The organism is Paenibacillus sp. N119s (assembly GCF_059447605.1).
In genome coordinates, this window is record NZ_JCAJRU010000252.1 from 1 (window position 1) to 6989 (window position 6989).

The following is a 6989-nucleotide window of genomic DNA, read 5'->3' on the forward strand; positions in this document are numbered from 1 at the left end:
ATCAATGGTAATAAACTGTATTTAGGTAAACAGCAAAAAATTATTACAGAAAATCAAGCAATCACTATCCTTTTGGATAAAATAAAAAACGACGCCACTAAATATAATTTACACGTAATGGTTGAAGGGATCGAAGGAACAAAATACTCTTTAAGAGCCTACGAAGACTTTCCTGATCACATTGCTACTTATGGATTCTATTATGTAGACAAATACACTGGTAAAGTAACTAAATATGACATTGTGCAGGATAAAGAAGTGGCAATTTAAGGATGGGTGTTCCCCATCCTTTTTTTATAAAACGATCCTACTCCCAGACTATCGCTTCAATTGAGCTTCCTTCGAAGTTCCAGACTTACGATCGAATGTAATCGGACCTTTACGGTTCACAATCCGCTTCAAATCCACGGTCATTTCATTCTTCAATTTATCTATAAGCTGATCCTCTCGAATGCCTTTGCTTTTAGCAACCTCGGCCAACGATTTTCCTTGTCCCAGTTCTTTTTCTAACTGGACAGGTGTGATCCCCAGCAGTCTGGCTACTTTCTCGTTGAGATGGTGATTCAAGCCGCCAGGTCTTTTACCGTGTCTATGTCTGTGCACATGTCCGTGCTCGTGATCGTTGCCCTGTGGTTCAACCTTCCACTGACGGGCTTCTCCTTGGACCGAAACATTGGGAGTGAGAGCTTGCAACGAAGTAGCCGATTCAATATCAGATGCTCCCGCAATACTTGCAGTACCGTACATCATCACTCCTCCATATAGGATAGCAGCGGTCAATTTCCATTGTTTATTCATGTTGCAGACCCTTCTTTCACCCTTTTTCATCTATATTTTCTCTTTCAGCTTTTTTTATTCATTTTATATGCTTTTCACAACATTCTTTACGCAAAAATAACAAATTCTTGAAAATTGCAATCTGTTGTATAATGGCGGGTAACAACCAGAGGTCGCTATAAAAACATTTATAAGAGATGCGGGTGATAGCCATGGAATGGTATTTTGCATACAAAGAAGAATTGGAAAAGGTATTCCGCCAAGCGGAGGAACGGACATCCGCATTTCCGGCACCCTTTCATCAAGAGGGGTTAGACTTCCTGGCGCGGTTTAATCCGTTACGGGAAGATAGTACACGTAATTATATATGCTATTTACTTCCATTTTGGCTGCAGGAACTCACAGGACTATCCTCCGAAGTATGTCGCAAGCTGTCACTCGGAAATGTGTTCATCATGGCGCACTATTTTATTCAAGACGATGTGATGGACACAGCAGCAGACAACCGTAAAATTCAACTCGCCTTAAGCCAGCTTTTCTATACCGAGTGTCTGAGCATTTATCAGGACCTTTTTCCAGCAACCTCTCCTTTTTGGTCATATGCCCGGACATATGTGAACGAATGGGCCGTTAGTGTGACATCCGAAGGAACAGAGGACTATTTTCAAGGGGAACGACATAAGGTCGCACTGAAAGCAAGCCCGCTAAAAATGGCTGGCACGGGTGCTTTACTACTCGCAGGCCATGCTGATCTGATTCAAACCGTTACCCATATGACGGATTTAGCACTGCTGGTCCTCCAAATGTCGGATGATTGGGCGGATTGGTCAGAAGATTTGGTGGAACATAGCTATAACTGCCTATTGTCCCATATTAGTGCCGAACAGAAGATAGCGTACTGTGAAGGACTAGGACCACAACAAATTCAGGAAGCGATTTATGTACGTGACGTGCTCACCAGCTATGTGAGCATTGCTGATCAAGCAGTCCAGCAGCTCAATTCTATGGAGCCTTCCATCCATGATCTGCATAGTTTTGCGCATTCCATCGCAGCAGAACTGGGCGAAGAGGCGGCAGAAATTGAAGGCGGACGCTCACATTTGAGAAGAGGCGGACTTGACTATTGGCTCTCCAAAAATATGAAATAGTCCTAGATTTTTCCGAGACTTTCGTGGTATACTAACTAGGTAATTATAACCAATTGAATGAGAGGGTGAATTTTGATGGCTACTGAAGTTCTTCAAACACAAGTCATTCAAAAAGCTTGGGAGGATGCCAGTTTCAGAGAAAAACTGATGGCAGATCCTAAATCTGCAATTCGTGATGTGTTAGGAGTCGTGATCCCCGACCATATCCAAATCAAAACGGTAGAGGAAACGCCTGATCAGTTTTACCTGGTCATCCCTCCAGACCCTTCCGGCGTGCTGGCTGCATCCCAGAAACCTCGCTCCATGTGGTAATTGGTGCGTTGCAGCTTATTTATGCTATAACTTTTTAGTCTCATGCGGGTGGGCTCAGTAAGCTTCCTCCGCTTTCTCCGAACGAAAAAAAGCCGGATCTTATCCGGCTACGGGGAAGCGGATGGTCGCTTCTGTTCCCACCCCTTTTGCACTTGTAAAAGTTATTTTACCATTCATCGCCTCAATAATCCGAAAGGTCACCATCATCCCCAAACCCGTTCCTTTAGTCTTATTCGAAAAATAAGGTTCGCCTAGTCTAGATAAGGTCTGAGCATCCATCCCTTCACCATTATCTCGAATATGAATGACTGCTTCTCCATTGTCCACATAAGCCCATATATGAATATGTCCTTGTTCTCGCAGCGCTTCAATGCTGTTTTTGATGATATTGATGAATGCCTGCTTGAATTTGGAAGAATTCCCCCTCACTTTGATTTCCTGGGGAATATCCAGCGAAATTTTACCACCTTGCAAATTAGCCATCGGACTGATGATTCCTTCAATATGTTTGAACTCATCCAAAATGGTCAACGTTTTGGTATGTTCAAACTCTGGTTTGGCAAAAGTCAGAAAATCGGTAATAATCGCGGAAGCGCGATCCAGCTCCTCCAGAGCGATATGCAGATAGTCTTTGTTCTTACCATCCTCCTGCTTGCTCATCAACTGAAGAAATCCACGTGTAACCTGGAGCGGATTGCGTACCTCATGAGCTACAGATGCAGCCAAATCACTAATAATCTCCATTTTCTCCGAACGTTGAAGCTCATTATTGAACATCTCCAGTTCTCTGGAATACCGAACTACCTGCTTGTGCTTTTCCGCCAGCCTTCTGCCCAAGATCGCAATCAATGCCAGGACAAAGCCAAACACGCCCCATTTCCATAGAAACATATTGTAGTGTCCGTCCCGAATGAAGAACCAGCTTAGTTCTGTAATAGAGATGACAGCAAAAAATGCAAATCCTGTCGATAAAATAATCGCTTCACGGTCTCCTTTAAGGGCCATGCGAACCGAAGCGAATACCAGAAGGACCAGCAAAGCTACGAGTAATATACAGAGGATATTGACACTGAAAAAATAATATATATTGTTCAGTCGCTCCTGTGCTCCTAGATTCACAATCATCATGGTGAAGCAGAACAAAGAGTAGGCGGTTAACACTTTTCTAAATTTGCGAATCAGTATAATCGAATTGATATTTTGTTCAAAAAAGAAGGCTAAGGAAGGCAGCAGAATAAACAACGCCACATCAAACAGTTGTAAATACAGCTTGCCATAGCTGCGGTAGAACGTGTACAAAAATGGCGAATACGTTACGATCAGCAGACCGATAGACAATACAATCGCGCTTAGGGACAGCCACATGGCCATGCTCGGGCGGAACAGGAAAAACGAGCAGATCAGCAGTATCAGCGCGATAAAGATAAATGTACTGCCTAGAACAATATCCAAAATATCAATTCTGACCAAGGTTCCCAGCAAGTCACGATAATCCCCGGTTAACACATTTCCGCTAATGCCCAGTCTATGCTTGCTGCTTTCCGTCCATATGTATAATGTTTTGCCGCTGTCATCTGGCTTCAGCGGAATCAGAATGCGATTATTCTCATAATTGTATCCACGGTAGGATTCATAAAAATTGGTACCATCTTTATACAGCGTAATATGTCTGCCATAAATATTTTCAAAAAGTATCGCTGGTGTCTCATCATTTAGTGAAGGTAACTTAATACGAATCCACGCGGTGCCTCTATTACCCGGCTGCTTGAGCAGTTGTGTATCATCTTCAATATGCATCCACGCCTTACTGGGATCCTTTACCTCATCTAAAGAGCCATCCTCGTTTTCTGCTCCCCATCTCATATCCCAGGAGGGTATATTATTCTCAATTTCCGGGGTCATTTTGGCTGCATAGCCAGTAGGGTCCAGCGACAATAGTATCACAATGACCGCTAGCAGAGCGGCGACAGCTTTGGGCACATGCCTCATATTAAGCACCTCAAAGTTACATAGTAGGATTTACAAGTTTGTATATGTTTTAACAATTTTCTCGTCCTAAAATTATATTATTCTATACGATGATGTTCATACCTTCTTCATAATAAGGGTATCATGTTCTTTTTAATCATTATTTGTAAAATCTTCATATTGATTAATGATCATTTCCTGTTCACGCCGCTCCATCTGCTCTCTGACCCTAATCCAAGGTTCACATTCTTCATCCTCATATATCGTCCAAATATCAGAGAATAAATAATCACGTATTTCTACTATTTTTCCGGCCTGTCCGCCATCTGTCCAGTATAAACCATCCGAGCGCCGAATAACGGTACGCGAATAGCCTGGGGTAGATGCCTTTTGACCTACTCGAATCCGGCTAATCATCGGACCAAACATGTACCATTCCAATTCATATCCCTCCAGCTCTTCTTTATCATATCACAGCATTTATAAAAAAAACGCGAATTGGGAAAGAGCAACTCCCTGATCGCATGATTTTAACTTCTTGCAGACACACTAACACAAGGTTTAGCCGTTCTGCAGTTTGGGTAAGGTCGAATTAAGCAGCAAAAAGTAAAGGAGCTGAGTTAGATGGCCAATCGCAACAATCCAAATACGGAGCTACAGGATCATGATTTTGAGCCTTCCCTGCAAAATGCAGAAACAAACTGGGAGAATCTGATCGAGGGACCGGATACTCCTCTGGAGGATATTCCAGATGCTGATGAACTGGTTCCCAACAGTCCTGCTGATCCTTCTGCGCCTGCTGAATTCCTGCATGGTACAGATTTGCTGAACGGTACCGATGGGGATGAAGAAGAACAACTGGATAGCGACGATATTCTGGATTAATCACTTCATGTTATAAGGGGCAAGAAAGCGGTTTCCCTTCCTGCTCTGCGGGTAATGAAGGGTATACACTGAAAGGAGTTGACCGATCTCCTATGTACAAAGATCCGATGTCTCAGGCTGATATGGAGTACAAACGCTATAGAGCCCTGAATCCTGTGGAAGCAGACGACCGCAGAACTGCGGACAAGACCCATACCGACGATACCTCTAACGAAGATAACCCACGAGGAGTAGCATCTGCGGAGCCTGAACCCAAAGATCAGGCATGATGAAAGGACAGATAGGGAATGCAAAAAATAGAATCGGAAAATCAGGGCTTGCCTTCTGCATCCACTTTGTTTAAAATAAGGTCAAATCTTTTGATTACCATGAACAAAGACATGGACGGAGACAAGTAAACGTCTAACGGATTCCCACAGAAAGGTACGTATTGCTGAGAGCGTACCGCAATCCTGCGTTGAAATTCACTCCCGAGTCGAGCCTTGAACCGATAGAAGGATGCATTCCTTTGTTCGCTGTAGAGGTATCCGGAAGCCCCCGTTACGGGCATCAAGCTCAGAGGTTACTGCCGTCAATTGAATGACGTTGACGACTTGTATGTATACTTCTGTAATTAGGGTGGTACCACGGCATTCGTCCCTGCGACGAGTGCCTTTTTGTGTTATTTTCTGCAAAAGGTCTTCGGGCTGAAAGAAAAAACAATTTAAATTCGGGAAGGGTGTACTGTATGTCAACCAATGAAAACTCTTTGGAACTGTTGCGGGAACAGCTCGATGCTACCAACTTGCAATTGCTGGAGCTGCTGTCCCAACGCGCTGAACTGGCGGGACAGCTTGGAAAATTGAAAGAAGCTCAAGGAGTACCTGACTTTGATCCAGTGCGTGAGCAACAAATGCTGGACAAGCTGATCGCAGCTAATCGTGGACCTTTCGACGATGCTACGATTCGCCAGTTGTTCAAAGATATTTTTAAAGCTTCTCTGAACTATCAAAAAGAGGAACATAAAAAACATCTGATCGTCAGCCGTAAAAATCAGCCAGATAGCACGGTTATCAAGGTTAAGGATACGCTGGTGGGCGGCAAAGCCTCCATCATGGTTGCAGGGCCTTGCTCAGTAGAAAGCTACCAGCAAACGCGCGAGGTAGGTGCGGCTCTCAAGGAAGCCGGTGTACCGATTCTGCGTGGTGGTGCGTTCAAACCGCGTACCTCTCCGTACGATTTCCAAGGGCTAGGTATCGAAGGCCTGCAAATCCTCAAGCGCGTAGGCGACGAGTTCGGGCTGGCTACAATCAGTGAAATCGTCGATCCAAGACATTTGGAGGAAGCAATCCCATACATCGATATTATTCAAATTGGCGCGCGCAACATGCATAACTTTGAATTGCTTAAAGCTGCGGGTGAAACCAGAACTCCGGTTCTGCTCAAACGCGGACTGGCTGCGACCATGGAGGAGTTCCTGCATGCTGCCGAATACATCGTTTCCCGTGGCAACACGCAAGTCATGCTGATTGAACGCGGTATTCGTACGTATGAAAAATGGACACGCAACACGCTGGATATTTCCGCGGTTCCGATTTTGAAAAAAGAAAGCCATCTGCCTGTATTGGTGGACGTGACTCACTCTACAGGACGTAAGGACATCCTGGCCCCTTGCGCCAAAGCTGCCCTGGCAGCTGGTGCTGACGGGATCATGGTAGAAGTTCACCCGAACCCGGCAGTTGCTTTGTCCGACGCCCAGCAACAGCTGAACATACCTGAGTTCCATAAATTCCTGTCTGAAGTCAAAGAATCCGGTTTGTTCAAAGCGTAAAACTAACTTTATGCCTAAAATCTTCAATAAAAAGAATACCTAAAAGGTTATCATCCTAAACACAGCATTCAACAAATTAGGCTCATGGA

9 protein-coding genes are annotated in these 6989 nt (G+C 44.3%); 6 read left to right on the top strand and 3 right to left on the bottom strand.

Annotation, left to right across the window (positions count from 1 at the left end):
- Positions 1 to 270: PepSY domain-containing protein (locus tag AC5V8P_RS21715; RefSeq protein WP_495473853.1), on the top strand; the 270-nt coding region annotated here is incomplete at its 5' end.
- A 48-nt stretch (positions 271 to 318) separates the two neighbouring features.
- Here AC5V8P_RS21715 and AC5V8P_RS21720 read toward each other — a convergent pair.
- Positions 319 to 798, bottom strand: coding sequence for a hypothetical protein (locus AC5V8P_RS21720; protein WP_064795521.1), 480 nt, complete (start codon positions 796 to 798; stop codon positions 319 to 321).
- Between the two features lie 191 nt (positions 799 to 989).
- On the opposite strand from AC5V8P_RS21720, the gene AC5V8P_RS21725 reads away from it, so the two are divergent.
- Together AC5V8P_RS21725 and AC5V8P_RS21730 are read left to right on the top strand one after the other, a co-directional pair.
- Positions 990 to 1925: a hypothetical protein gene (locus AC5V8P_RS21725; RefSeq protein WP_064795522.1), complete on the top strand. Its 936-nt coding sequence runs from the start codon at positions 990 to 992 to the stop codon at positions 1923 to 1925.
- Positions 1926 to 2000: 75 nt separating this feature from the next.
- Positions 2001 to 2237: an NHLP leader peptide family RiPP precursor gene (locus AC5V8P_RS21730; protein ID WP_063212439.1), complete on the top strand. Its 237-nt coding sequence runs from the start codon at positions 2001 to 2003 to the stop codon at positions 2235 to 2237.
- A gap of 99 nt (positions 2238 to 2336) precedes the next feature.
- On the opposite strand, the gene AC5V8P_RS21735 is transcribed toward AC5V8P_RS21730, so the two are convergent.
- Positions 2337 to 4226 (bottom strand): sensor histidine kinase, encoded by a 1890-nt coding sequence (locus tag AC5V8P_RS21735; protein WP_064795523.1) that lies wholly within the window; start codon positions 4224 to 4226, stop codon positions 2337 to 2339.
- A 132-nt stretch (positions 4227 to 4358) separates the two neighbouring features.
- Entirely contained in the window at positions 4359 to 4646 is a 288-nt protein-coding gene (locus AC5V8P_RS21740) for a hypothetical protein (protein ID WP_064795524.1), read from the bottom strand.
- Between the two features lie 183 nt (positions 4647 to 4829).
- Between AC5V8P_RS21740 and AC5V8P_RS21745 the strand changes: the two genes are divergently transcribed.
- The 3 genes from AC5V8P_RS21745 to AC5V8P_RS21755 all read left to right on the top strand — a co-directional run bounded on the left by AC5V8P_RS21745 (position 4830) and on the right by AC5V8P_RS21755 (position 6900).
- Positions 4830 to 5090 carry a hypothetical protein gene (locus AC5V8P_RS21745; protein ID WP_064795525.1) on the top strand — a complete coding sequence of 87 codons (261 nt, stop codon included), beginning with the start codon at positions 4830 to 4832 and terminating at the stop codon, positions 5088 to 5090.
- Positions 5091 to 5182: 92 nt separating this feature from the next.
- Positions 5183 to 5359 carry a hypothetical protein gene (locus tag AC5V8P_RS21750; protein ID WP_196771804.1) on the top strand — a complete coding sequence of 59 codons (177 nt, stop codon included), beginning with the start codon at positions 5183 to 5185 and terminating at the stop codon, positions 5357 to 5359.
- Between the two features lie 458 nt (positions 5360 to 5817).
- Complete coding sequence (locus tag AC5V8P_RS21755; RefSeq protein ID WP_064795526.1) at positions 5818 to 6900, top strand: bifunctional 3-deoxy-7-phosphoheptulonate synthase/chorismate mutase; 1083 nt, start codon at positions 5818 to 5820, stop codon at positions 6898 to 6900.
- Positions 6901 to 6989 lie beyond the last annotated feature (89 nt).